This is a genomic window from Ruegeria sp. 6PALISEP08 (genome assembly GCF_001238295.1).
Taxonomy (GTDB): domain Bacteria; phylum Pseudomonadota; class Alphaproteobacteria; order Rhodobacterales; family Rhodobacteraceae; genus Ruegeria.
In genome coordinates this window covers 211267-234520 of sequence record NZ_LGXZ01000005.1, presented here as the reverse complement: position 1 = coordinate 234520, position 23254 = coordinate 211267, and the positions used below count along the sequence as shown (strand labels likewise).

Below are 23254 nucleotides of genomic sequence, written 5' to 3'. Positions count from 1 at the left end.
CGCTTATTGTTTCTGGGCAATGATCCAAACTGGGTGATAGGTTAAAGACACCCCGTTGGCTGATCCAAAGTTATGCACATAGTCTTCTTCGAACCGGGTCAGAGTGGACTTGGTCCATGCCCCCTGCGCGCGCCCGTTCACACCGGTTCTGCGCAAGTATTTCAAAACGTCCCGCGGTGTTTTGAAATATGATGGCCGGATGCGTTCTCCAGCGGCCAAAACCCGCATTGACCCTTCAATGGCCGCGACAAGATTGTCTGCCCCGCAAAGGCCCGGCGCGTGAGCTGTTGATCCGATGCTTAACAGTTCTTTGTATTGCTGGGGCCCAAATCCTGAAACGGCCAGCCAACCACCCGGGGCCAGCGCATCGATCGCTTGCTGCAACAAACCGGCGGGGTCTTCCATCCATTGGATCATCGAAGCTGAAGCGATCAAATCAATCTGATCGGGCCATTGGACCGTGCGCACATCGCCTGCGATAAATGCGACAGCTTCGGCATCTGCCGTTGCTTGAGCTTGCGGTGCGATGTCGTTCAGAATGAGGTCGGGCAGGTCGAAATTTTGCCGCAACATTCGGGTGAGATGCCCTGTGCCACACCCCATTTCAAACGTTGTGTGAAACTGGCCCGGTGCACCCACACGGCGCAGTTCAGAAACCAGTTTATCGGCAACCCACGCCTGCTGGCTGGCCGTGTCGTGATAGGTGTCAAAGCTTCTGCTAAAGCTGCGCTGGACCTTATCTGCCAATTGCGCCGTCATGACAGCCACTCCGCCCAGTTTTGCCCTGACCTGAAGGGTACATGGGGCCCTGCAACACGCTTGATCGAGGCCGAGGTCACCGCCCAGGCAGCCTCTTGCGCCTTCGTTGGAATGATGCGGTCACGCTCGGGTATCCACACCAAGTCAAAGCCCGGGTCCGGGGCCGACCCGCGCTGGATCACCTCGTGAAGCTCTATTTGCGCCGCTGCGACGTCCAGCTCTGGTGGTTCAACGGGCAACCCCGCGCGGCTGCAGAACTTGGCAAAGCTGGAGGTCGTCAGCTGATCCGCCGTGCCCCGAATCGTATCGGGTGCAATGCCCCGGTCCGGACACGCCGGATGCAGGGTGCCGCTGACGGCAACCAGCCGGTCGGGGCTAAACTGTGTATGGGCCAGCCAATGCGCAGCAGATGCGACACCGAAGGAAAACGCAAGCAAGTCGACGTAGTCGAACCGCCCCAGCTCGGGCAAAGGATCATCAAGCCGAGTAAAGTCATCAACAAGCAGGACAGACCCACCACCGGTCAGGTCCTGAAACGGTGCAGCACCCAGCGCCCAACCCCCGAATACAAGGGTCAGATTGCCATCGTCTGATTGCGCCAGCCACCTGTGTCTCATTCCTGCCCCCCGGCCAGCGCGACCATCGCGCTTGTGACCTGGCTGAGCTCGTCAGGTGAGATGATGTAAGGGGGCATACAATAAATGTTGCGTGCAAAGGGGCGCAACCACACTCCGGTCTTTGGCGCCAGCCGATGGGCGACAGAAGGATCAACAGTATCCTTCATTTCAATAACGCCAATGGCACCAAGGACCCGGACATCCGCCACGCCAGGCAAACCGCGGGCTGGCTCCAGCTCTGTCCGCATCTGGTTTTCAATGGCAGCCACCTGGCGCTCCCAATTTCCCTCACCCAGCAAGCTCAGGCTGGCTGAACCCGCGACGCAGGCCAGAGGGTTAGCCATATAAGTCGGGCCGTGCATGAACACGCCCGCCGCACTGTTGCCGATGCCATAAGCCACCTGCTTGCTGGTTACGGTTGCAGCGAACGAGATGTGCCCCCCGGTCAGAGCCTTACCCAAACACAGAATATCTGGCGTGACGTCAGCATGATCGATTGCAAAAAGCTTGCCAGTTCGACCAAACCCGGTGGCGATTTCGTCGAAAATGATCAGCACATTATGCGCATCACACAACGCTCGCGCCGCGCGCAGCCATTGAGGGTGATAGAAATACATACCTCCTGTACCTTGAACCACGGGCTCAAGGATCAAGGCCGCAAGTTGGTCGCCCTTTTCGGCAAGCAGCCGTTCCAGCGGCTCCAACCCGTTCTGGCCCGAATCTGCAGGCCATTCGTCACCCAACCGCACTTGGGGGCGCGGCAGGAAGTGCTGGATCGACAAGGCCCCACGGAACAGTCCGTGCATACCAGTGACCGGGTCGCAGACGCTCATCGCCTTCCATGTGTCGCCGTGATAGCCGCCCCGAATGGTGGCGAACTCGAACTTGCCGGTGCGGCCATGGGCCATTTGGTACTGCACCGCCATCTTCATCGACACCTCGACCGAGACCGAGCCGCTGTCGCAGTAGAAAATGCGATCCAGCCCCTCGGGCAGCATATCGACCATCTTGCGCCCCAGATCTATGGCCGGATGGTGGGTCAGCCCCCCGAACATCACATGAGGCATCTTCTCCAGCTGCTTTTGCATCGCGGATGTGATTGCGGGATGTTTGTGGCCATGGATTGCACACCACCATGAGGACATGGCATCGATCATCTTCGCGCCGTCTTCCCGGTACAGGTATACGCCCTCGGCCCGGTCGATCAGGTGCATCGCGCCGGGAACGGCCACGTTGGTATAGGGGTGCCACAGGTGGCAGGCGTCAAATTCCAGCGGGGTCACAGGAACCTCCGAATGGTGGCCATATCTATTTCTGAAAAGGCATCTTTCAGGGTCTGCTGTGTCAGATCGTTTAGAACAGGAAGTCGCCCAAGGTGACGGGTATTGCTCATCTCAACGATGGTTTGCTCGACATCCGGCTCTGGCTCACCGACAAAGGCAACACCCACGACCTCACATCCCGCGCCGCCCAGGGCCATCAGAGACAATGTGGTGTGGTTGATCGTTCCAAGCGCCGTGCGAGCGACCAGTACAACCGGGGCCTGCCATTGGGCGATCAGGTCCAGGTAATAGCTTTGGCGGTTCAGCGGCACCATCAGGCCCCCTGCCCCCTCAACGACCAGCGGCCCGTCAACTTGGGGCAAAACAAGTCGCGACAGATCAATTTCAACACCCATGTCTTCCGCAGATAGATGGGGTGAGGCAGGCATGTTCAGGAGATACGCCTCGGGCAACACGTCCACACCGGACAATATACGGACGGTTTCGGTGTCTGTTGCATCCTCCAGACCCGACTGAACGGGCTTCCAATACCGGGCATTCAAAGCCGCGGTCAGGCCAGCGGAAAATACAGTTTTTCCGACGCCCGTGTCGGTTCCGACGACGATCAGAGCGCTCATGCGGCCTCCGATTGATGGCTGGCGATGGTTGCAAACAAGGCCGAAATGTCCTGAAGGCTGACATTCCCGGTGATCGAGACGCGCAAGCGGGATGTTCCCTTGGGAACGGTGGGCGGCCGGATGCCCCGGATGTCAAATCCCTGCTGCTGCAAAGCAGAGGCCATCGCCATCGTTCGGGCTTCGTCCCCCAAAATGACGGGAATGATCTGGCTGATCAGGGTCTTATCCGGCAGTCCGTTTTGCCGGGCCGCATCATGGGCATGGCGCAGACGCTCGCGTGCAGCAACAACCAATTGAGTGTCGGCCGCCAATTCCCGCAGAGCTGCCCGCACCAGAGCGGCGTTCAAGGGTGATGGCGCGGTTGCGAAGATAAAGGGCCGCGCTCGGTTGATCAGCGTATCGATCATCACACGCGGACCACAGATCAAACCGCCCGAAACGCCCAGACCCTTACCGCATGTGTGCAGGGTCAGAACATCCGTGTTCAGATCATGCGCCAGACCCTTGCCGCTTGCGCCAAAAACGCCTGTGGCGTGCGCCTCGTCCACGACCAGAATGGCGTCAGAGTCGCGCGCTAAGGACGCAAGGTCCTCTAGCGGGGCAAGATCGCCTTCCATGGAATAAACGCTTTCCACTGCAATCCAGATTTGGTCCGCCCCACCCGTTGCCCGCCACTCGGCCAAAACCTTGCGCGCATCTTCAACGTCATTGTGGCGAAAGGCGCGCAGATCGGCGCGACTGGCACGCATCCCTTCATGGGCACTGGCATGGACTAATGCGTCATAGAGCACCAGATCTCCGGCGGCAGGCAAGGTTGAAAAGATCGACTGATTGGCCTGGAACCCTCCACCCATGAAAAGCGCTGCTTCAGACCCGAAGAATGCGGCGGCTTCCTGTTCCAGTGCCTCATGCTCGGGGTGATTGCCGCGCAGCAAGCGCGAGCCCCCCGAACCAACCGGCACACCGCGCGTCAAGGCCGCCAGTGCTGCATCTTGCAACAGTTTTGATCCGGCCAAACCCAGATAATCGTTCGACGCAAAATCCAGCCCGCGCGCAGGGATCAAAGCCCGGCGACGGTGCCGGGCTTCAAGCGCATCAAGCATGGAGTTCAGCCGATCGACTGCTTTCATTCGGCAGCTTCCGTGCGATTATGTTCTTCAGCCGTTTCAGCCTGAAGCCCGAGCTTGGCAAACAGGATCGAGTCGGTGTCTTCTTCGGGGTTTTCTGCCGTCAGAAGCGTTTCACCGACAAAGATCGAGTTCGCACCGGCGAAGAAACACATTGCCTGCATCTCGTCGCTCATGTCGCTGCGCCCGGCAGACAGGCGAACATAGGATTTGGGCATCAGAATACGGGCGGTTGCAATGATCCGCACAAAGTCGATGGGATCGATCGGTTCTGCTTCGGCCAGCGGTGTGTCAGCCTGCGGCATCAGCATGTTGATCGGCACAGAATCCGGCGGAGGGGTCATGTTCGCCAGGGTCAGCAACATGTCGATACGGTCGCCGGTATGTTCACCCATCCCCAGGATACCACCCGAGCACACCTTGATACCTGCTTCCTGCACCCGGTTCATTGTGTCGATCCGATCCGAGAATGTACGGGTGGTGATCACTTCGGAATAATAACGCTCTGAGGTATCGATATTGTGGTTGTAATAGTCCAGCCCGGCGTCGCGCAGTTGGACGACCTGAGTGTCGTCCAGCATGCCCAGGGTCATGCAGGTTTCCATGCCCATCGCTTTGACACCTTCGACCATGGCGACCAGAGCAGGCATGTCGCGCGATTTGGGCTCTCGCCATGCGGCCCCCATGCAAAACCGGGTTGCGCCGCCATCCTTGGCCTTCTTAGCCTCAGCCAGAACGCGCTGAACCTCGATCAGTTTCGACGCCGGAAGTGTTGATCCGTTGCGGGCCGATTGCGAGCAATAGGCGCAGTCCTCGGCACAACCACCGGTCTTGATCGAAAGGAGTTTCGATGTCTGGACCTTATTGGGGTCAAAGTTTTCGCGGTGCACGGTTTGTGCCCGAAACAGAAGATCCATCAAGGGAAGATCATGAACAGCTTGCGCAGACTTTCGGGTCCAGCCGGAATGAGGGATGATCATTTTATCTATAAAACTTCCTGCAGCTTGCGTTGCGGCAGATTTATTATCAATAAAATTGAATTGCGCAAGCGTGTTGGCGCAAACGATCCCAATTCAAGCGGAAATGCCGCGCCCTTAGAAGTCGAGACCCAGATCAACAGTACGCGCCGAATGCGTCAGCGCACCGGACGAGATATAATCCACGCCGGTTTCAGCGATGGACGCTACGCGCTCTAAGGTCACGTTGCCGCTGGCTTCGGTTTTCATCTGACCATCCACCATTGCGACAGCTTCGCGCAGCATGTCGTTGTTCATATTGTCCAGCAACACGACAGAGGCACCGCCAACCTTGAGCACCTCTGCCAACTGGTCCAGACGGTCGACTTCAATCTCGACCGCCATCATGTGGCTGGCCTGGGCCTTTGCGGCCTCCAATACCTGAGGAACCCCACCCGCTGCAGCGATGTGATTGTCCTTGATCAAGATCGCGTCGGACAGGGAATAGCGGTGATTGAACCCACCGCCATGCAAAACGGCCTGCTTTTCTACGATACGCAGGCCAGGCGTGGTCTTGCGTGTGCAGGTTACTCGGGCTCTTGTGCCTTTGGTCTGCTCGCTAAATGCCGCAGTCATCGTTGCAATACCAGTCAGGCGACCGGCAAAGTTCAACGCGACCCGCTCACCCGACAGAATCGAGGCGGCAGATCCCTTGATTGTCATCAGCGTATCACCCCGGCAGCAGCGCGCGCCGTCTTTGACCAGCACCTCGACCTCAAGCGTAGGGTCCACAAGACGGAATGCGATTTCGGCGACCTGCATCCCGGACACGACAGCATCTTCGCGCGCGTTCAGCCGGGCCGTATACGTGGTGTCCTGCGGGATCACCGTCCGGGTGGTAACATCGCCGTAACTTCCCAAATCCTCCATCAGCGCCGCGCGGATCACAGGCTCAAGGATCAGATCTGGCAGGGTTGCAAAAGTCATGTCAGTTCCTTGCAGGCTTCGGCCCGAATGCTCAGGGCCTCAGAGAGATACATCTTGGACCGTTCGCCGAGTCCATCACCGGTTTCCGGGAAGTCAGAGCGTTCATGCGCTCCGCGGCTTTCTTCGCGCTGCAAGGCAGCGGCGGCAATCAGAGTTGCGGTCGCGCACATGTTTCTGAACGAGGGGCAATTGCCGTGGCGGGCCTCCAACTCGGCAATGGTTTGCAATGCACGGCTCAGCCCAGAACCTTCACGGACGACGCCGACATCACGTGTCATGGTATTGCGCAACTCCTGAACCGCTTGCGCCGTATCGGGTGCGTTTCCCGGAGCAAACCGCAAGTCTACCTCGCTGACATTTGTACCTGCAGGCAGCGACCCTGCTATGCTTTCGGCACAGATGCGGGCAAAGACCAGCGCTTCGAGCAGCCCATTCGATGCCAGACGGTTGGCCCCGTGCAGACCCGTCGAAGACGCCTCACCACAGACCCACAACCCGTCCAGAGTCGCCCGACCATCCGTATCCGTGGCGATCCCGCCCATGTGATAATGGGCCGCCGGGGCGACTGGGATCGGGTCGTTGGCCGGGTCAATGCCGTTGCGCGCGCAAGAGGCTGCGACCGCAGGAAACAGCTCACGAATCCGTGTACCCAAAGCGTCGCGTGTGTCCAGCATGGGTCGATTGCCCGCCTGCACTTCGGCAAAGATCGCGCGCGCAACAACATCTCGCGGGGCCAGTTCGGCCTCTGGATGAATGGCTTGCATGAACCGGTCGCCTTGCTTGTTGACCAGAATCGCCCCTTCCCCACGCAGCGCTTCGGTGGCCAAGGGCGCTGGGTCCTCGCCCACGTCCATAGCTGTTGGATGGAACTGAACAAATTCAGCGTCAGCAATCAACGCCCCGGCGCGTGCAGCCATGCCAATGACTTGCCCCCGGATTCGCTCTGGGTTGGTCGTCAGCGCGTATAGCCCGCCAGAGCCGCCGCCAGCCAGCAACACCGCTGGTCCACGTAATGTAACGTGCGCAGTGCCGGTCTGTGTTGCGTCTTGCAGCACAACCCCTGACACAATGTCCTCGTCCATGCCCAAAGCCACGGCAAGGACGCCTTCTAATACCTGAACTGAAGGCGTCTCACGCACGCGCTCGATCAGGGCAGCCATGATCTCGCTGCCTGCCTGATCCCCTTTTACACGGACGACACGCGCGAAACTGTGTGCGGCCTCCCGCGAAAGAACGTAACCGCCATCTTCGGTACGGTCGAACGGCGTGCCGATCTCGGTCAGGTCAAGGATGTACTTGCGCGCTTCGCGGGTGACCAAGTCTGCCACATCAGGCTCGACGGTGCCTGCCCCTGCATTGACCGTGTCCACAGCGTGGCTTTCCGGGCTGTCGGCCAGGTCCATCGCCGCTGCAACACCGCCCTGCGCCCAAACCGAACTTGCGCCTTCCCCCAACGGGTCGGGCGAGATCACCACCACAGGTCGCGGTGCCAGTTTCAGCGCTGCGTAAAGCGCACCGATTCCGGCCCCAACGATAATGACCCGATCCGTGGTGATGTCCGTCATTTCAGGTCAGATGCCGAGCTTGCGGGACAGATCAATCATGGCCTGAACGGATTTACGTGCCTTTTTCGCCACGTCTTCTGCAACCTCGACCTGACCATCCATCGTGTGCAGAGCGTAGAGGATCTTTTCCAGCGTGATCTTCTTCATGTACGGGCACATGTTGCAGGGGCCCACGAAATCGACCTCGGGCAGCTCATCTGCAATGTTCGACGCCATCGAACACTCGGTAATCAGCATCGCCTTTTCAGGCTTCACGTTATGCACATAGTTGATGATGCCGCTGGTCGAACCGGAATAATCTGCCTCGGCCACAACATCCGGTGGACATTCGGGGTGGGCAATCAGCTGCGTGCCGGGGTTCCATTCACGGAAATCGCGCAAATCCTGAGCCGTATATTGCTCGTGCACGATGCAGGACCCGGGCCAAAAAACCACGTTCTTGTGGCTTTGGTTTGCGACGTTTTGGGCAAGATACTGATCCGGCGTCATGATAACCGTGTCGCTTTCCATCGCGTTCACGATCTGTAGCGCGTTCGACGACGTGCAGCAAATATCCGATGCTGCTTTGACCTCGGCGGTTGTATTGACATAGGTGACAACCGGCGCGTCGGGATATTTGGCGCGCATCTCATCAATCCCGTCCGCAGTGATCGATTCTGCTAGCGAACAGCCCGCCTCCATATCCGGCATCAAAACAGTCTTTTGCGGGCTCAGGATCTTCGATGTCTCAGCCATGAAATGCACACCAGCCTGGACGATCACTTCCTCTTCGACTTCACTGGCCTTGATCGCCAGTTGCAGACTGTCTCCAACGAAATCGGACACACCGTGATAGATTTCGGGCGTCATGTAATTGTGCCCAAGGATCACGGCGTTACGTTCTTTCTTGAGCGCGTTTATGGCCCGCACATACGGCGCGTAGATCGCCCAATCCGGGGGGCTGACCACACGATCCATGCGGGCAAACGTGTCTTTCATCTCATTAGCCAGTGTGGCCGATGGGGCGAGGTCGTAGACGTCCGAAAGAACCGAGCGGACATGTGTAATATCGAGCAACGGGCGAGCCACCTTTGTCAGTTGTCGTTAGCCTTGCGGGCTGCTTAACGGCTTAGCCCTAGCCGAAAGACACCTGGTTCGAAACCGGAAATTTCAACGTTAGCGCTAAGCCATGCCGACAAATTCAAAGATGAATGAGCAAATCAGCCCAGAATACCCGGCAGACGCAGCCCATGCTCGCGTGCACAGGCCTTGGCATCCTCATACCCGGCATCCGCGTGACGCCACACACCCGAGGCCGGGTCGTTCCAGAGAACCCGCTCCAGCCGCTTGGCCGCTTCGTCGGTGCCGTCGGCGCAAATGACAACACCTGCGTGCTGAGAGAAGCCCATGCCAACGCCGCCGCCATGATGCAGCGAAACCCATGTTGCACCTGAGGCGGTATTGACCAGAGCGTTCAACAGGGGCCAATCGCTGACAGCGTCAGAGCCGTCTTGCATCGCCTCAGTTTCACGGTTTGGCGAAGCGACCGAACCGCTGTCCAAGTGGTCTCGGCCGATGACTACGGGCGCTTTCAGCTCACCGTTGCGGACCATTTCGTTAAAAGCCAGGCCAGCGCGGTGACGGTCACCCAATCCGATCCAGCAGATGCGGGCGGGTAGGCCTTGGAAGGCGATACGCTCGCGCGCCATATCCAGCCAATTGTGCAGATGGGTGTTCTCGGGGAACAGTTCCTTCATCTTGGTGTCCGTCTTGTAGATATCCTCGGGGTCGCCCGACAGAGCGCACCAGCGGAACGGGCCGATGCCGCGGCAGAACAGAGGACGGATATAGGCAGGCACGAAGCCGGGGAAAGCGAAAGCGTTTTCCAGCCCCTCATCCTGAGCCACCTGACGGATGTTGTTGCCGTAATCCAACGTTGGAACATCGGCGTTCCAAAAGTCGACCATCGCGGCCACGTGTTGCTTCATTGAGGCGCGGGCGGCTTTCTCAACTGCCTTGGGATCGCTTTCCCGCTTGTCCTTCCATTGCGCCATGGTCCAGCCCAGCGGCAAATACCCGTTGACCGGATCATGGGCGCTGGTCTGGTCGGTGACGATGTCGGGGCGCATCCCGCCCGCCTGCATCCGCCGGTAGATCTCAGGGAAGATTTCGGCCGCATTGCCCAGCAGGCCGACCGATTTGGCTTCGCCCGCCTTGGTCCAGCGGTCGATCATCTCAAGCGCTTCGTCCAGTGTCTCGGCCTTTTCGTCCAGGTATTTGGTACGCAGGCGAAAATCGATGCTGTCGGGGTTGCATTCCACCGCCAGACAGCAGGCCCCGGCAAAGACAGCCGCCAAAGGCTGCGCGCCACCCATGCCGCCCAAGCCGCCGGTCAGGATCCATTTACCGGTCAGGTCGCCGCCATAGTGTTGACGCCCGGCCTCGGCAAAGGTCTCATAGGTGCCCTGCACAATGCCCTGCGTGCCAATATAGATCCACGAGCCAGCGGTCATCTGGCCGTACATCATCAGACCCTTCTTATCGAGTTCGTTAAAGTGATCCCAATTGGCCCAATGCGGTACGAGGTTTGAGTTGGCGATCAGCACACGCGGCGCATCCGTATGGGTACGGACAATGGCCACCGGCTTGCCGGACTGCACAACCAGCGTTTCATCCTCTTCCAGATCCTTGAGGCTGGCGACAATGGTGTCGAAATCGTTCCACGTCCGCGCAGCGCGCCCGATGCCGCCATAGACCACCAGCTCATGCGGGTTTTCGGCTACGTCGGGGTGCAGGTTGTTCATCAGCATCCGCAGCGGCGCTTCGGTCATCCAGCTTTTGGCGTTCAACTCCGGTCCTGTGGGCGGATAGATGTCACGGGTGTTCTTGCGGGGGTCGGTCATCGGGGTCCTCCGGTGAGCTGAGGGGCCAGCGCGGCCAGGCTGTCGAGTATGGTTTTGAGATAAGAGCGCAGACGATCGGCTTTGCCTGTATCAAAGGTCCAGGGTGCGGTCTCGGCGCTCAGATAGGTGGATTGTGCCAGTTCCATCTGGATTGCATGAAGGCCGTCAGCCGGACGGCCATAATGGCGTGTAGTCCAGCCGCCCTTGAAGCGGCCATTGAGTACGGTGCTGTAGCCCGCCGCTGTTTCGCAGATGTCCAGGACAGCTTTCTCGACCCGCGCGTCACAGGTTGCGCCGAGATTGGTGCCGATGTTGAAGTCTGGCAGCACCCCGTCGAACAGGAACGGGATGTGGCTGCGGATCGAGTGACAGTCATACAGAATGGCAAACCCATGCAGCGCCTTCACCCGCGTCAGTTCAGCCGAAAGAGCGGCGTGGTAAGGCACGTGGAAAGCTGCGCGCCGTGCGTTAATTTCGCCCCCGGACGGGAGCTGCGCCCAGATATCCTGTCCGTCAAAATCCGTCAACGGCACCAGCGTCGTGGTGTTCTGGCCGGGATAAAGCGACACGCCGGACGGGTCGCGGTTGGCGTCGATCACATAGCGGTGGAAAGTGGCCCGAACCGTGGTGGCACCGGGAAGCAACCCGTCATAGAGTGTGTGGATGTGCCAGTCAGTGTCATCCAGTCCCCGGCCCCGGTCATTCAGCTGGGACGCGATCTCGGGCGGCACATAGGTGCCAGTATGCGGCAGGCCCAGGACGATGGGACTGTCGCCGCGGGTGATCTCAACCGCGTCAGTCACGTGCCAAGCTCCGGCATGTCGACGCCCGTGCCATGGGCAATCTCGCCGCTGGCGATCAGGGCTGACGCTGCTTCGATGTCCGGCGCGGTATAGCGGTCATCACCCAGGGGTGGCACGACCACACGCAGCCGCGCCATCACGCCCTGCAAGACCTCGCTGGTGGGCAGCGGCGCGCGGAATTCGACCCCTTGCGTGGCACAGAGCAGCTCGACACCCAGAATGCGCTCCAGATTTGTGACCATCTGCCCCAATCGACGCGCGCCATGGGCAGCCATGCTGACATGGTCTTCCTGATTAGCCGATGTGGGTGTGCTATCCGTCACGCAAGGGTTGGCCAGGTGCTTGTTCTCGCTCATCAGTGCTGCCGTTGTAACTTCGGCAATCATCAGCCCCGAGTTCAGCCCGGGATTGGGCGTCAGGAAGGGTGGCAGATCAAAACTGAGCGCCGGGTCAACGATCAGAGCAATGCGGCGTTGGGCAATTGCCCCGATTTCGGCCAGCGCCAGTGCAATCATGTCGGCGGCAAAGCCCACCGGTTCCGCATGGAAGTTGCCGCCCGAGACGATCAGCCCGGCCTCGGGCAGAACAAGCGGGTTGTCGGTGGCGGCATTGGCTTCGATCTCGAGGGTCGTAGCCGCCTGCCGAAGCACATCCATCGCGGCACCAACAACCTGCGGCTGGCAGCGAATGCAATAGGGATCCTGCACCCGGGTATCGCCTTCGCGATGACTTTCACGGATCACCGAACCGGCCAGAATGGCACGCATGGTGGACCCTGCCTCGATTTGACCGCGATGGCCGCGCAGCGTATGGATTTCCGGCTGCAATGGCGCAGTCGAGCCCATGATGGCATCTGTGGTCAGCGCTGATGTGACCAGCGCACTCTGCGCGGCCTGCCATGCTCCGAACAGACCCGCCAGCGCAAATGCCGTCGAGAACTGGGTGCCGTTGATCAGCGCCAGACCTTCCTTGGGGCCCAGCTCGATGGGCGTCAGACCCGCTGCCGCCAAGGCCTGATCGCCGGGCATTACAGTGCCACTGAACTCGGCTTCACCGGCCCCCATCATCACAGCGGCCATATGCGACAGCGGTGCCAGATCCCCTGAAGCCCCGACAGAGCCCTGCGCCGGGATCACCGGGGTCACACCCTTGTCCAGCATATCCTCCAGCAGGACGATCAGTTCCATCCGTACGCCGGATGCGCCGCGTCCGAGGCTGAGCAGCTTCAGCACCATCATCAGCCGCGCGATCGCGCGCGGAATTGTAGGACCCACGCCGCAACAATGAGACAGGATCAGGTTACGTTGCAGGGTCGCGGTATCCTCAGCCGCGATCTTGACGCTGGCCAGTTTGCCAAAACCGGTGTTGACCCCGTAAACCGCCGCCTCACCCGCGGCTGCATCGGCGATGCGCGCATGGGCCGCCTCGATACCAGGCCGGCAAGCCGGCTCCAGCCGCACTGGACATTCTTCGCGGTAAACCTGTTCCAGCTGTGCCAGAGAGACTTCGCCTGGAGTAAGCGTCAGGGTGGTCAAGTTGTGTCTCCAATAATGCGGGTGTGAAGCGGGTTAAAGCCAATGCGATAGGCTAGCTCGGCCGGATGGGCGACATTCCAGACAGCCAGATCGGGGCGCAGGCCGGGGATAATGCTGCCACAATCCGTTAAGCCCAGTGCGCGGGCCGCATGGATGGTCACGCCCTGCAGTGCTTCTTCGGGCGTCATGCGGAACAGGGTGCACCCCATGTTCATGGTCAGCAGCAGCGAGGTCACAGGGGCCGACCCCGGGTTGCAATCGGTGGCCAGCGCCATCGGCACCTTATGCTGACGCAACAAATCAATAGGCGGGGCTTGGGTCTCACGCAGGGTATAAAAGGCTCCGGGCAGGATCACACCCACGGTGCCAGCCTCGGCCATAGCCTTCACGCCATCTTCATCGAGGTATTCGATGTGATCCGCCGAAAGAGCGCCATAAGAGGCGGCAAGTTTTGCACCCCCCAGATTGGACAACTGCTCGGCATGGCATTTGATCGGCAAGCCAAGCTCTTTCGCCACGTCAAACAGCGGCACCAGCTGGTCCGGCAAGAACGCGATCCCTTCGCAAAACGCATCAACCGCATCCACCAAACCTTCCCGGTGCGCCGCGCGCAGGGTTGGGATACAGACCTCTGCGATGTAAGCTTCGGGGCGGTCTTTGTACTCGACCGGAACCGCATGGGCGCCCAGAAAGCTGGTCACAACCCGCACCGGGCGATGATCGGCCAAGGCCCGAGCGGCGCGCAGCATGTTCAGCTCAGTTTCACGATCCAACCCGTATCCCGACTTGACCTCGATCACCGAGACACCCTCGGCCAGCATTGCATCCACACGGGGCAGCGCCTGTGCGATCAGATCGTCAACTTCAGCCTCTCGTGTGGCCTTCACCGTCGAGATGATCCCGCCGCCTGCCCTTGCAACCTCTTCATAGCTGGCTCCGTTCAGGCGCATCTCGAATTCTACGGCGCGGTGACCGCCATGCACAACATGGGTGTGGCAGTCAATCAGCGCAGGCGTCACCAGACGACCTTCGAAAGACGTGCGCGGCAACGCCGCATATGCGTCTGGAACGTCAGACTGACACCCAACCCAGACGATCCGCGCACCCTGTACGGCAATTGCCGCATCCTCGATCAATCCATATGCGCCTTCACCGGTCATGGTGGCGGCATTCAGATCGGTGAACAGCTGATCGCGAACTTGCATTCGAATCCCTCATTCCCGCAATTCTCTCTTTTCTCGTACATGGCTTTGTGTATTATGTCTATTCATAAAATTGGAGAACAGCGTGACGACCATTTTCGCGAACCGCGCCCTATTGGCGACTGGCTGGGCCGAGAATCTGCGGCTTGAGATTGAAGGCGGGCTGATCGGGCGTCTGACGCCGAGTGCGATGGCGCAACCAGGCGACACGCAGGTCGACACTCTGCTGCCTGCGCTGGCCAACCTCCACAGCCATGCCTTCCAGCGCGCCATGGCAGGCATGACCGAGTACCGCATGGCCGGACGTGACAGTTTCTGGACCTGGCGGGAAATGATGTATCGCTTCACCGCCCATCTCAGCCCCGAACAGGTGCAGGCCATTGCTGCGCTGGTCTATCTTGAGATGCAGGAGGCCGGATATGCCTCGGTCGGAGAGTTCCACTACCTCCACCATCAGCCGGACGGGCAGCCCTATGATCGCCTCGCCGAGCTTTCAGACCGGATCATGGAAGCCGCAGCCGAGACCGGGATCGGCCTGACCCATCTGCCGGTGCTCTATTCTTATTCAGGCGTCGGGGAAAAACCCCTTGAGGCCGGGCAAGCCCGGTTCGGCAATGATGTGGACCGCTTCTGCGCGATGGTCGAACAGGCGCGCGGCGCGCTTGGTGCCTTGCCAAACGACTGCCGCGTCGGCATCGCGCCGCATTCCCTGCGCGCCATCTCACCCGCTGATTTGGCAAGAGTTGTGGCCGCACAGGACGATGGTCCGATCCATATCCATATCGCAGAACAACCCAAAGAAGTGGCCGAGATTCAGGCTGGCCTGGGCGCGCGTCCGGTCAAGTGGCTGCTGGACAATGCGGCAGTCGACACCAAATGGTGCCTGATCCACGCCACCCACATGACCGAGGAGGAGACCCGCGCCATGGCCGCCACCGGTGCCGTCGCGGGCTTGTGCCCTGTGACCGAGGCCAATCTGGGCGATGGACCTTTTAACGGTCCGACTTACCTGAGCGCGGGCGGAGCCTTTGGTGTAGGTTCGGATTCGAACGTGCTGATTTCCCTGACCGAAGAACTGCGCACGCTGGAGTATTCCCAACGCCTGCGCGATCTGTCCCGCAATGTGATGGTTGTCGGTGAAGGCTCGGTCGGACAGACCTTGTACACGGGCGCGGCCTTGGGCGGTGCGCAGGCTCTGGGCCGCGACGCCGGAGAGATCGCCCAAGGCAAACTGGCCGATCTCGTCGCCATCAACAGTCAGGACCCGGCGCTTTGCACGCTGAGGTCGGATCAGTTGCTGGATGGTCTCGTTTTTGCTGCCAAAGACCATGTTGTCACCGACCTGTGGTCTGCAGGCCGCCATCAGGTGCAGAACGGCCGTCATGTGGATCGCGAACGAATCACGTCCAATTACCGGACTTTGATGACCGGGCTTCTGTCGGACCTTTAAGCGGGAACTTCCGCAAAGCGGACATGCAGCACTTTGGAGTCAGGAGCCGGAGCGAGCATCGCGGCGCCAGCCGTCCTAATCGCGTCCCCCGCCACCAGCCACGTGCGGTCCGTCGAGACTGTCCCCGACACAACAAAGACAAATTCATCTTCCGCAACATAGAAAGCCTGCTTACCTGAATGAACATCCACAGTGATCGAGACGATCTGCGGGTCATAAATCACGTTGAACGCTCGGCATGGTCCGTCCAGCAGCCGCGCTGTCACGGCCAGCGCCCCGTCAAACCGAAGAGGTTCAAACGGACGTGCGCTGAGCACCTCATCCGCGCCATGCAAGGCCAGCCCAGCCCCTTCGATAATCGTGTGCACCCGCGCCAGCCCCGGAAAGCGCGAGAAGGGCCCTTCCCTTTCGATCTCAGCCACGCTGATGCGCCAAGCGACCTGACCCCCGACCCGTTTGGCCGCCAGTTCCCGGGTCACACCACCGCCATTGGCCCAGCGGGTGGCTTTGCACGCGTCCACTCTCATCATCAGTCGGATCAATTTCTTTGCATATCCCTATTATTCTGGACATAATATGATTATGAGCATCAAAAATACAGGGGCAGAGCGTGTCTGAACAAAAGAATGTCGGTTTCCAGGACATCCGCGACGAAGTGCTCAACCGCATTCAGACCCGCGTTTGGCCGCAGGGCAGCCTGCTGCCCACCGAAATCGAATTGGCCGCAGAGTTTGGATGCGCGCGCGCCACTGTCAACCGCGCCCTGCGCGAACTGGCCGATCAGGGCATTGTCACCCGCAAACGCAAAGGGGGCACCCGTGTTGTCACCACACCGGTCAAACAGGCCAAACTGCCCATCACCGTGGTCCGCAAAACCATCGAAGAGATGAACGCCCAGTACCGCTATGCCCTCGTCAGTCGCACCGTGATCGACTGCCCTGCATGGCTGCAGGCCAAGCTCGGCCTGCCAGAGGCCGCGAATATCGTACATCTGACTTGCATGCACCAGGCCGACAACCGACCTTTCCAGTTCGAAGAACGCTGGATCAATGTCGATGCAGTGCCACATGTGACGAACGAAGACTTTCTGACCACCGGCCCCAACGAATGGCTGCTGGCCGAAGTCCCGTTCTCAAACGCGGAAATCGCTTTCTCGGCCGTCCCAGCAACCGGCCCTCTGCAAGAGTTCCTATCCGTTCCGACAGGTACACCACTCTTCCAGCTCGAACGCACAACATGGTTCCAAAACAAACCCGTCACGTTTGTGCGCATGACGTTCCATCAAGGGTATCAAATGAGAACGACTTATTGAGGCCATGGAAGTGAATAGGTTTTGACGTTGGTGAAAAATTTCATCGCTTCGATAACGCCTTCCTTGACGCCATTGCCGCTGTCCTTGATCCCCCCGAAAGGTGACATTTCGATCCGATAGCCGGGCTGTTCCCAAATGTTACAGGTGCCCACGTCCAGCCCATTAATATAGGCGATAGCCCGGTTCAGATCGTTGGTGCACACACCCGACGACAGGCCAAACGCGGTGCTATTTGATATTTGCATAACCTCCGCGTCGTCATCCGGCACACGCACGATAGGAATGACAGGGCCAAAAGTCTCTTCCATGACCAACTCGCTGCCATGGGGCACTTTGTCGACAACGATCGGCGGCAGCAATGCGCCCTGCCGACCCGGATGGTACAGGATGTCCGCCCCCTGTTCTGCCGCTTTTAGCACGCGGTTCTCAAACAGCTCTGCGGCCTCGGCATGGATGACACAGCCCAACTCGGTCTCGAGGTCCTGAGGATCACCGAACCGGATGGCTTTGGCTTTCTCCAGCACCATGGGAACAAAACGATCCGCTACGCTGGCTTGAACCAGGATTCTCTTGATGGCGGTGCAGCGCTGACCCGAGTTCCCCGTGGCGCCAGCAACCGCAATTGTCGCAGCGCGTTCCAGATCAGCGTGACCCAGATCATTCAGCACAATCAGGGGGTCATTCCCGCCCAACTCAAGCGCCTGTCGCTTGTAGCCTGCCTTTGAGGCGATGAGCTTGCCTACAGGGACGCCGCCGGTGAAAGTGATGATGTCGATATTGTCATTGGTGATCATTTCGTCGCCAATGTCCTTTGGCCAGCCGGTGACGACCTGGAACATCTCGGGCGGCAGGCCCGCCTCGTACAGAATGTCGGCCAATGTCAGTGCTGTCAGTGGTGTCAGTTCGGTTGGTTTGCAAACCATACAGTTATTGGTTGCAATCGAAGGCGCGATCTTGTGGCTAACCATGTTCAGGGGGTGGTTGAACGGAGTAATCGCACTGATCGCTGTGACAGGTTCACGCTTGGTGAAGATTTTTCGCGCTTTGCCATTTTGCGTCAGATCGCAGGAGAACACTTCTCCATCATCTTTCATGGCTTCGGCGGCGGCGAATTGAAACACGTCTTGCGCGCGTTTGGTTTCATATACCGAATGCTGATGGCATATGCCCAGCTCCAGTGTCAGCCATTTAGCCAGATAGTCGCGTCTTTCTCCTATCAACTCCGCTGCTCGTCGAAGAATCTGGCTTCGCTCGTATCGGGTCAGGGTTGGGGTGTAGATTGCCGCAACCTCAAAAGCTTGCCGTACATGTTGGACAGTTCCAGCTGGAACGGTGCCGACCACCGCATTTGTATAGGGATAATGCACAGGAACAGTGTCTTCCGTGAACACAACCTGTCCACCGATGCGCATACCTTCGTGTCGGATCTCGGTTTCGGCCATGTCCCTGTTCCAATTTTTCGGCGGCCACAGTTACGCGTGGCCGACCATCCGGATATCAACGAAACAACCGATAGTGCTGCACTTTGCCTTGCGTCAATAGAATGTACGGATAGTCCCGCTCTATTTCGTGGAACCAAGTCTGTGGCTCAATAGGCAGCTACATTTTCTCGGGCACAGGTTCAGAATTGGTGGGTCTGAGTGGAGTCTCGTTTTCCGGCTGATAGGTGGGGATTACACCAACCGGCGGGTTTTCCAAGATGTAGGCTCCGATACGCGCTAGCATCGGCTTTCTGGGGCAGTTTGGTCGGGTGGCCGCGCCAAGATCCCGCAGGTGTCCCGGGGCGTCAAATGGAATGAAACACAAAGGCCAGTTATCCCGTTTGAATTGTTCCGCTGCCAAAGCCGAGACAATGGTGCAATCGTCGGAATGGCAGAGATGACGGCAGATCGTCTCAAACCGCAATGCGGTCAGATCAAAGCGCTTGCTGATCCGGGTTGTCCCGTCTTGCTTGGGCAGCCGATCTTCGAGATCGTATCCGAAGCTATGTGGTAACCGGATGAAGTCATGTTTTGGCACCTCTTCAGGGGCGATGGAAGACAGTGTGCACAGGGGGTGCCCTTCGCGCAGAGCCAAAAACAAGGGTTCGGACCAGATCGAAGTGAAGTCCAAAGATGCACTGTTGTTGATCTTGGCGACCAGCGCCATGTCCAGCGTGTGATCCTCGACCCTGCGCAACATGTTTTGTGGCAGGTCCTCAACCAGCGTGACTCGCATCTTGGGAAACAGAGTACTGAAGAGCGTGGAAAAATACCCGGTCAGATACGGGGCCAACGTAGGGGTCATGCCGATTGTCAGGGGGACGGCCTCGGGGTCGCGGAATTCAGTGGCCGTATCGCGGATTTCCCGCGCGTCGTTCAGAATGCGCCGCGCGATTTCCGCAACGCGGGTGCCGTATAGTGTCGGGCGCACCTCATTATTGAGGCGCAGGAACAGGTCGGTGCCCAATTCCTGCTCGAGCTTTTTGATCTGGTTCGACATGGCGGGCTGGGACACGTTGCAAGAAGATGCCGCCTGACTGAACTGGCCGTGTTTTGCGATGGCAAGTACATATTCCAGATCTCTGAGGTTCACGGGGCATCCATTCCTGAAGCAACTTCTTCCAGATAATCGTCTATCAAAATACGATCTGGCGACAGAATTCAGAAGGCCACTGAGACGATTCCGGCCGGTTTGCCGCTCACATCCGTTAACAAATCTGTCAAACCCCGAAATCGAATAGACTTGCAGCCAACCCAGCCTGGACGAAAACGCCGTGTTTGTTGCGACTTCGATGTTTCGTTCCTCACGAAGATCGTGAGTATTTGCGATGGTTATACACCCGATTTGGATCATGAATTTCAGATGCTGTGCGGGGCGGCCTAGTCCTTTGTTGCGTCGGCTGCCCAGAAAACGGGCCGCCAGCACGAACGCAACTTAATGACGGAGTGATCCATGCTGTCCCAATTTGCAGAAGGCCTACGCGCCCGTCTCTTGACCACGTCGACCCTGGCACAAGAGACATCCCGCGATGGTCAAACCCTCATCAACAACTTCTTTCAATCCACGGTCGTTGACGACACGCCGGCCTTTGTTTTGGCATATGATTTTTCGCGCCTGCTGAACTTTGGCGAGATTGTCACCAACAACGCCGTTGCCGCTGTTCAGGCACAGGGTCAGGATGTTGATATCTTCAACTTCCGCTCGGGTCTGATCGAGGCGAATAATGGTCCTGATGCCCTTTCAACTGGTGTTCAGGTCACCGGCGGCGCCTCGGTTCGTAACTTTGGCGAGATCGCGGGTGAATTCAACGGTGTGCAATTTGCGGGCGCTGAAAGCTCAGGCAATCTGGACAACTTCCGCAGTGCCGTCATCTCTTTTGACAGTCGTGCGGTCGATATTCAGGGCCAGGGGGTCAATGTGCGCAACTTCGGCGATATCATCGGCACCGGCGACCAGCGCAACGGCACCATCTATACCAACTCGACTGCCGAGGATGTGTCGATCTCGAACTTCACCGGCGGCCTGATTGATGCGGGTGAAGGCAATCAGGGTGCTGGCATCTCGCTGCAAATTGGAGATGAGGTTGATGATCGCGTCGAAACCGATGTGTTTAATGGGTTTGGGGCGACCATTCAGGGTCGTGGTCAAGCGGCGTCGAACACATCACTGTCCGGTGACGGTATTCGTATCGATGACGGTGCTCAGGGCACCGTTCTTGAAACCGAGATTGTCAACAGCGGCCTGATCTCGACCGAAAGCAATCAGGGCACCGCAGCTGGTATCCGTATTGCCGATGGCGCAAATGCCGAAGGTGAAATCCTGAACACCTCGACCGGGGTGATCGAAGGCCCGCGCAATGGCCTGTATATCGGTGATGGTGAGCACGATCTGGATGTGCTGAACTTTGGCACCATCCGGTCCGGCAGTCGCGCGGTGAATATCGACGGCTCGGGCGTCGATATCATCAATGGTGGCGACATTCTGGGCAAAGGTGACCAGCGCAATGGCACGATCTATGCCGATGACACGGCCCGTGACTATTCGATCAACAACCTTGCCACAGGCACGATTGATGCGGGTGAGCACAACAACGGCGCGGGGATTTCACTGTCGTTGGCCGAAGACGGAAATGGCGAGGTCGAGATTGAAAACGTCGGAACTATCGCCGGGCGCGGCAACGCGGGGGCGGCACTGGGTACTGCGGGTGACGGTATTCGCCTGGAAGGCGTGCGTCAGGAAGATGGCTTTGCCCCTGCCTCGTTTACCGGCACCATTACCAACAGTGGCACTGTCACATCGGAAGGAGCAAACGGTACTGTCGGTGCATTCCGTGCCGTGAACAACGTCAATTTCCAGGGACAGCTGGTCAACGAAGAAACCGGCGTTTTCGCGGGTGGTCAGAACGGCGTTTATTTCGGCACTGGCGACCATTCTGGCGGTTCGTTCCTGAACCAGGGTACCGTGACCTCGGACAGCCGCGCGCTCAACATTGACGGTGTCGGGCTGTCGGTCGAAAACGACGGATACATCCTAGGCACTGGAAACCAGCGCAACGGTACTGTTTATGCAGATGGCTCCGCGGACAACTATACCTTCACGAATACGGGTGTGGTGGACGCAGGCGAAGGCAACAACGGCTCGGCCGTGTCGCTGCAGACCGGCGACGTATCGGGCGATGTGGTTTCGGCCGCTGTTCTGAACGAAGGCACGCTGCAAGGTCGCGGTGACGCTACCGAGGGCAATCAGGTTGGCGATGGTCTGCGTCTGTTTACCAGTCAGGATGAGGCGTCCTTTGCCGGTGTTGTGGTCAACGAAGGTCTGATTGCTGGATCCGAGGACTCGGATGCCGCTGCCGGTATCCGCGTGGATGGTGGTCTGAACCTGCTGGGTGCAATCCTAAACGAGCGCGAGATCCGTGGCACCGTCAACGCCATCGACGCGTCGGATGCAGGCATAGTCACAATCATCAACGACGACGAAGGTGTGATCAACGGCGACGTTCTGCTGAGCGATGGCGATGACATATTTGTCGATCTGGGCACCACCAATGGCAACATTTACGGTGGAGCTGGCGATGATGTTCTGATCGCGGGCGAAACAGACAATGTTCTGACTGGTGGTCTGGGCAATGACTTCATCGACGGTGGCGACGGCATCGACACGGCCGACTTCTCGGATCTGGATGTCGCAGTCGAGGTTCGCCTGGATGCCAATGGCAACGGGACAGCCACACGAGACACCGGGTTCAGCGTATCGATCACGGACGCGGTTGTCGCGGCACCTGATCAGTTTGGGGCAGACATCCCGGACGGTGCATGGTTTGTTGAGGAAGCGGTTCAAGGCAACCTGTACTACAACATCCACACGGAAGAATTCCCGGCTGGTGAAATCCGTGGACAGTTGCTGGTTGATAGCGATGTGACGGAAGGCGGTTTTCGCACTGTCACACTGAGCGGCGATCTGGATGCTACGCAGGAGCCGGGACCAACCTCGGACAGCGCAGCAACGGGTGACGCAACCGTTGTCATCACTCAAAACCTGGCAACCGGTGAAGTCACCTATTCCAGCGAACTGAACGTTGTGGGCCTGAACGAAGCTGACCTGAATACCCCGATCCCTGGTGTCGTTTCTGCCATCCATTTGCACAATGCACCTGCCGGACAAAACGGCCCGGTTGTCCAGGATACGCTTGTGGATGCTGGCGCTACTTTGGACGAGGATTCTGCGGACGGCACCGGTGTCATTGGTCAGGACGTCATCGATAACCAGATCGAAACCGACACTCTGCGGTCAATTGAAAACGTTATCGGTTCCGATGAGGGCGACGTGATCGTCGGCGGTAGCTCAACCAACGTATTGTACGGCGCAGGCGGAGAAGACGTGCTGAACGGTGAAGGCGGCGATGACGTCCTGATCGGTGGCGCAGGAGCGGATACGTTCCAGTTCGGCGCGAACTTCGGCAACGACACCGTCGAGGACTTCGAAGTTGGTCGTGATCAGCTGCAATTCAGTGATTTCGGACCAGACTTCGGTGCTCAGGTCAACGTGGCCCAGGACGGCGATGATGCCGTGATCAGCTTCGGCGAAGAAGGCACGGTCCGTTTGGTCGGCATCAACACAGCCGATCTGAACGAAGACGATTTCGTCGCCTAAGCAAACAATTGGCGGGGCGGCCCA

19 protein-coding genes are annotated in these 23254 nt (G+C 58.8%); 3 read left to right on the top strand and 16 right to left on the bottom strand.

Annotation, left to right across the window (positions count from 1 at the left end; all coding sequences use genetic code 11):
- Positions 1-3 precede the first annotated feature (3 nt).
- The 13 genes from ALB80_RS09750 to hutI form a co-directional block, all read right to left on the bottom strand.
- On the bottom strand, positions 4-759 hold the full coding sequence (locus ALB80_RS09750) for a methyltransferase domain-containing protein (protein WP_050603862.1): 756 nt from the start codon (positions 757-759) through the stop codon (positions 4-6).
- Positions 756-1376, bottom strand: coding sequence for a hypothetical protein (locus tag ALB80_RS09745; RefSeq protein ID WP_050603861.1), 621 nt, complete (start codon positions 1374-1376; stop codon positions 756-758). The genes ALB80_RS09750 and ALB80_RS09745 overlap by 4 nt, the downstream gene beginning before the upstream one ends.
- A complete protein-coding gene (gene bioA / locus ALB80_RS09740) occupies positions 1373-2659 on the bottom strand; it encodes an adenosylmethionine--8-amino-7-oxononanoate transaminase (RefSeq protein WP_050603860.1) in 1287 nt (428 codons plus the stop codon). The genes ALB80_RS09745 and bioA overlap by 4 nt, the downstream gene beginning before the upstream one ends.
- Positions 2656-3276 (bottom strand): dethiobiotin synthase, encoded by a 621-nt coding sequence (bioD, locus tag ALB80_RS09735; RefSeq protein WP_050603859.1) that lies wholly within the window; start codon positions 3274-3276, stop codon positions 2656-2658. Before bioD ends, bioA begins: the two co-directional genes overlap by 4 nt.
- On the bottom strand, positions 3273-4406 hold the full coding sequence (locus ALB80_RS09730; RefSeq protein WP_050603858.1) for an 8-amino-7-oxononanoate synthase: 1134 nt from the start codon (positions 4404-4406) through the stop codon (positions 3273-3275). The genes bioD and ALB80_RS09730 overlap by 4 nt, the downstream gene beginning before the upstream one ends.
- A complete protein-coding gene (gene bioB, locus ALB80_RS09725; RefSeq protein WP_050603857.1) occupies positions 4403-5383 on the bottom strand; it encodes a biotin synthase BioB in 981 nt (326 codons plus the stop codon). Before bioB ends, ALB80_RS09730 begins: the two co-directional genes overlap by 4 nt.
- 114 nt (positions 5384-5497) lie before the next feature.
- A complete protein-coding gene (gene nadC / locus ALB80_RS09720) occupies positions 5498-6346 on the bottom strand; it encodes a carboxylating nicotinate-nucleotide diphosphorylase (RefSeq protein ID WP_050603856.1) in 849 nt (282 codons plus the stop codon).
- Positions 6343-7911: an L-aspartate oxidase gene (locus tag ALB80_RS09715; protein ID WP_050603855.1), complete on the bottom strand. Its 1569-nt coding sequence runs from the start codon at positions 7909-7911 to the stop codon at positions 6343-6345. The genes nadC and ALB80_RS09715 overlap by 4 nt, the downstream gene beginning before the upstream one ends.
- Positions 7912-7917: 6 nt before the next feature.
- Complete coding sequence (gene nadA / locus ALB80_RS09710; protein WP_050603854.1) at positions 7918-8967, bottom strand: quinolinate synthase NadA; 1050 nt, start codon at positions 8965-8967, stop codon at positions 7918-7920.
- 143 nt (positions 8968-9110) lie between these two features.
- Entirely contained in the window at positions 9111-10793 is a 1683-nt protein-coding gene (gene hutU, locus ALB80_RS09705; protein WP_050603853.1) for a urocanate hydratase, read from the bottom strand.
- Positions 10790-11596 (bottom strand): N-formylglutamate deformylase, encoded by an 807-nt coding sequence (gene hutG, locus ALB80_RS09700; protein ID WP_050603852.1) that lies wholly within the window; start codon positions 11594-11596, stop codon positions 10790-10792. The genes hutU and hutG overlap by 4 nt, the downstream gene beginning before the upstream one ends.
- Positions 11593-13131 carry a histidine ammonia-lyase gene (gene hutH, locus ALB80_RS09695; protein WP_050603851.1) on the bottom strand — a complete coding sequence of 513 codons (1539 nt, stop codon included), beginning with the start codon at positions 13129-13131 and terminating at the stop codon, positions 11593-11595. The genes hutG and hutH overlap by 4 nt, the downstream gene beginning before the upstream one ends.
- Positions 13128-14336: an imidazolonepropionase gene (gene hutI / locus ALB80_RS09690; protein WP_050603850.1), complete on the bottom strand. Its 1209-nt coding sequence runs from the start codon at positions 14334-14336 to the stop codon at positions 13128-13130. Before hutI ends, hutH begins: the two co-directional genes overlap by 4 nt.
- An 82-nt stretch (positions 14337-14418) precedes the next feature.
- Between hutI and ALB80_RS09685 the strand changes: the two genes are divergently transcribed.
- A complete protein-coding gene (locus ALB80_RS09685; RefSeq protein ID WP_050603849.1) occupies positions 14419-15783 on the top strand; it encodes a formimidoylglutamate deiminase in 1365 nt (454 codons plus the stop codon).
- Here ALB80_RS09685 and ALB80_RS09680 read toward each other — a convergent pair.
- Positions 15780-16313 (bottom strand): HutD family protein, encoded by a 534-nt coding sequence (locus tag ALB80_RS09680; protein WP_050603848.1) that lies wholly within the window; start codon positions 16311-16313, stop codon positions 15780-15782. The two genes, ALB80_RS09685 and ALB80_RS09680, sit on opposite strands and share 4 nt — an antisense overlap.
- Before the next feature lie 80 nt (positions 16314-16393).
- On the opposite strand from ALB80_RS09680, the gene ALB80_RS09675 reads away from it, so the two are divergent.
- Positions 16394-17095, top strand: coding sequence for a GntR family transcriptional regulator (locus tag ALB80_RS09675; protein ID WP_083445253.1), 702 nt, complete (start codon positions 16394-16396; stop codon positions 17093-17095).
- On the opposite strand, the gene phnY is transcribed toward ALB80_RS09675, so the two are convergent.
- Together phnY and ALB80_RS09665 are read right to left on the bottom strand one after the other, a co-directional pair.
- The gene (phnY, locus tag ALB80_RS09670; RefSeq protein WP_050603846.1) at positions 17089-18537 is read right to left on the bottom strand and encodes a phosphonoacetaldehyde dehydrogenase; all 1449 of its coding nucleotides are present in this window, start codon (positions 18535-18537) and stop codon (positions 17089-17091) included. The genes ALB80_RS09675 and phnY overlap by 7 nt on opposite strands.
- Before the next feature lie 157 nt (positions 18538-18694).
- The gene (locus ALB80_RS09665; RefSeq protein WP_050603845.1) at positions 18695-19669 is read right to left on the bottom strand and encodes a LysR family transcriptional regulator; all 975 of its coding nucleotides are present in this window, start codon (positions 19667-19669) and stop codon (positions 18695-18697) included.
- Positions 19670-20029: 360 nt separating this feature from the next.
- On the opposite strand from ALB80_RS09665, the gene ALB80_RS09660 reads away from it, so the two are divergent.
- On the top strand, positions 20030-23230 hold the full coding sequence (locus ALB80_RS09660; RefSeq protein WP_050603844.1) for an S-layer family protein: 3201 nt from the start codon (positions 20030-20032) through the stop codon (positions 23228-23230).
- Positions 23231-23254: the final 24 nt, after the last annotated feature.

Coding starts and splice junctions, on each gene's coding strand:
- ALB80_RS09750 (WP_050603862.1), bottom strand. CDS start 759: ATGACGGCGCAATTGGCAGATAAGGTCCAGCGCAGCTTTAGCAGAAGC.
- ALB80_RS09745 (WP_050603861.1), bottom strand. CDS start 1,376: ATGAGACACAGGTGGCTGGCGCAATCAGACGATGGCAATCTGACCCTT.
- bioD (WP_050603859.1), bottom strand. CDS start 3,276: ATGAGCGCTCTGATCGTCGTCGGAACCGACACGGGCGTCGGAAAAACT.
- ALB80_RS09730 (WP_050603858.1), bottom strand. CDS start 4,406: ATGAAAGCAGTCGATCGGCTGAACTCCATGCTTGATGCGCTTGAAGCC.
- bioB (WP_050603857.1), bottom strand. CDS start 5,383: ATGATCATCCCTCATTCCGGCTGGACCCGAAAGTCTGCGCAAGCTGTT.
- nadC (WP_050603856.1), bottom strand. CDS start 6,346: ATGACTTTTGCAACCCTGCCAGATCTGATCCTTGAGCCTGTGATCCGC.
- ALB80_RS09715 (WP_050603855.1), bottom strand. CDS start 7,911: ATGACGGACATCACCACGGATCGGGTCATTATCGTTGGGGCCGGAATC.
- hutU (WP_050603853.1), bottom strand. CDS start 10,793: ATGACCGACCCCCGCAAGAACACCCGTGACATCTATCCGCCCACAGGA.
- hutI (WP_050603850.1), bottom strand. CDS start 14,336: ATGCAAGTTCGCGATCAGCTGTTCACCGATCTGAATGCCGCCACCATG.
- ALB80_RS09680 (WP_050603848.1), bottom strand. CDS start 16,313: ATGATGAGAGTGGACGCGTGCAAAGCCACCCGCTGGGCCAATGGCGGT.
- phnY (WP_050603846.1), bottom strand. CDS start 18,537: ATGGCCGAAACCGAGATCCGACACGAAGGTATGCGCATCGGTGGACAG.
- ALB80_RS09660 (WP_050603844.1), top strand. CDS start 20,030: ATGCTGTCCCAATTTGCAGAAGGCCTACGCGCCCGTCTCTTGACCACG.